This window comes from Shewanella sp. 11B5, from assembly GCF_002836795.1.
In the GTDB taxonomy this organism is placed as follows: Bacteria; Pseudomonadota; Gammaproteobacteria; order Enterobacterales; family Shewanellaceae; genus Shewanella; species Shewanella frigidimarina.
Window position 1 is genome coordinate 1 of sequence record NZ_PJAP01001027.1, and the last position, 2621, is coordinate 2621.

The following is a 2621-nucleotide window of genomic DNA, read 5'->3' on the forward strand; positions in this document are numbered from 1 at the left end:
CAAAAACTTTGTCGGTTAACGTTTGGTTAACAAAAAATATACGTTGAGCAGTGCAATGAAAAAACTTAATTGTGGTGTCTGCTCAAATATTGAATTTTTAGAAAGATAACACTTTGGAATGAATAATTCCTCTACAAGAAAGGATTGACCATGACTGAACATTCCCTCGGTATTGTGGGTTGGCGTGAATGGGGCACTTTTCCTGATATTGGCAACGAAAGAGTCAAAATCAAAGTGGATACTGGCGCAAAAACATCTTGTTTACATGCGTTCAAAATAAAACCGTTTCAAAAAGAAAACCAAAAATGGGTTCGAGTCTGGCTTCACCCTGACCAAGGTTCAGATCGTGAAGTCGTCTGTGAATTCCATGTCTTTGATCGCCGAGATGTTAGTGACTCTGGTGGTCATGTAACGAAACGCTACGTGATAAAAACGCCGATCTTAATCGGTGACCAACTTTTTGACATAGAACTGACGTTAACCAATAGAGATCACATGAAATTTAGAATGTTATTGGGACGCCGCGCATTAGAAGGGCGTTTTTTGGTTAATTCAGCAGAATCATTTCTAGCAGGAGAATAACAAATGCATATTGCAATAATGTCGAGAAATAAGAATTTATACTCGACAAGTCGGTTAAAAGAAGCTGCTGAAGCTCGCGGTCATGTCATAAAAATTGTCGACCCATTAAAGTGTTATATGAACATCAATATGAATGCCCCTAGCATTCATGTTCGTGGTGAAGAACTACCAAAATTTGATGCGGTTATTCCACGTATTGGTGCATCTGTCACTTTTTATGGTACCGCGGTATTGCGTCAGTTTGAGATGATGGGCACTCACCCGTTAAACGAGTCTGTTGCTATTACTCGCTCACGGGATAAATTACGTTCATTGCAACTCTTGTCTCGTAAGAATATTGGTTTACCCGTGACTGGTTTTGCTAGTAAGCCTGCTGATATTCCTGATTTATTGGACATGGTTGGTGGTGCCCCTTGTGTTATTAAGTTACTTGAAGGTACTCAAGGTATTGGTGTTGTCTTAGCTGAAACTCGTAAAGCGGCTGAATCTGTTATTGAAGCATTTATGGGCCTAAAAGCTAACATCATGGTGCAAGAATATATCGCTGAAGCTGGTGGTGCAGATATCCGCTGCTTCGTTATTGGTGATAAAGTGATTGCTGCAATGAAACGCCAAGCATTACCCGGTGAGTTCCGTTCTAATTTACACCGTGGGGGTTCTGCTAGCATTGTTAAGTTAACGCCTGAAGAGCGTTCGACCGCGTTGCGTGCTGCCAAAACAATGGGTCTTAATGTCGCTGGTGTAGATATTTTACGTTCAAAACACGGCCCATTAGTGATGGAAGTTAACTCATCTCCAGGTCTTGAAGGCATCGAAAAAGCTACTGGTATTGATGTTGCTGAAAAAATTATTCAGTTTATTGAGAAAAACGTTAAATCCACAAGTTCAAAAACGAAAGGTGTTGGTTAATGGCAAAAAAGCATGAACCGTTTGTTATCGGTGATGTTAGCGTAGCGGCAGGTACTCAACAAAGTGTCAAATTGCCTGCAGCAAAACTGTATAACGATACACCGATGGATTTGCACGTTGAAGTGTTTCACGGCACTAAAGCGGGACCTGTTTTATTGGTTTGCGCAGCAATCCATGGTGATGAGTTAAATGGCATCGAAATATGTCGACGTTTGCTCGGTCGTGTTAATGCTAAAACCTTAACGGGAACCTTGTTAATTGTTCCTATCGTTAACGTGTTTGGTTTTATTCAACAATCTCGTTATTTACCGGATCGACGCGATCTAAATCGCTGTTTTCCGGGCTCTGCTAAAGGTGCGCTAGCGAGTCGTTTGGCCCATTTGTTTAGTAGTATTTTAGTTAAACGAGCAACGCATATTGTCGATTTGCATACCGGTGCTATCCATCGTGATAATTTACCGCAGATCCGTTGTGATACCGACGATGAAGTGATGCTCGACATGGCAAATGCTTTTGGTGCACCGGTGATAATGTCATCAAAAGCGCGTGAAGGTTCAATGCGCGGTTATGCTAACAGCCTGAATATTCCTTGTATTTTATATGAGGCAGGTGAAGCACTGCGCTTTAGTGATATGTCGATTAAATCTGGCGTTAACGGCGTTATCAATGTGATGCGCTGTTTAAGTATGACTAAAGGCAAAATTAAAACTAAAAGTACCAGTGTTAATGCCAGCCGCAGTTATTGGGTCCGCAGTGAGTCTGATGGATTAGTTAATATTAAGCTTAAATTGGGTGAGCGCGTCTCTAAAGGGCAGGTGTTAGCCAACATCGTTAACCCTTTGGGTGGTGAACCATCGCCTTTGCTCGCACCTACTGACGGAATTATTATTGGTAACAGTAATATTCCTGTTACCAATGAAGGCGAAGCCTTGTTTCATATCGCGCAATTTAGCGGTGACGAGATAGAAATCATCAACGATAACCTTGACGATTTTATGCAAGAATACGCTTAATTTCTTTTGCATTGGCGTTTTTAGTTATTGGCTCAGTTGTCACTCAAGTAGGTATGGTTAACGGATTGGACATATCACTTGGGTTATTCGAGCGTCTGATTAACATGTAGGGCATAC

The 2621-nt window shown here is 41.4% G+C and carries 3 protein-coding genes; all 3 read left to right on the forward strand.

Annotated features, from left to right (window positions below; genetic code table 11):
* Positions 1–150: 150 nt before the first annotated feature.
* The 3 genes from CXF78_RS19840 to CXF78_RS19850 are packed head-to-tail and all read left to right on the forward strand — an operon-like array spanning position 151 to position 2504.
* A complete protein-coding gene (locus CXF78_RS19840; RefSeq protein WP_011636685.1) occupies positions 151–582 on the forward strand; it encodes an ATP-dependent zinc protease family protein in 432 nt (143 codons plus the stop codon).
* A gap of 3 nt (positions 583–585) precedes the next feature.
* Positions 586–1491 carry a 30S ribosomal protein S6--L-glutamate ligase gene (gene rimK, locus CXF78_RS19845; RefSeq protein WP_011636686.1) on the forward strand — a complete coding sequence of 302 codons (906 nt, stop codon included), beginning with the start codon at positions 586–588 and terminating at the stop codon, positions 1489–1491.
* Positions 1491–2504: a succinylglutamate desuccinylase/aspartoacylase family protein gene (locus CXF78_RS19850; protein ID WP_011636687.1), complete on the forward strand. Its 1014-nt coding sequence runs from the start codon at positions 1491–1493 to the stop codon at positions 2502–2504. Before rimK ends, CXF78_RS19850 begins: the two co-directional genes overlap by 1 nt.
* Positions 2505–2621: the final 117 nt, after the last annotated feature.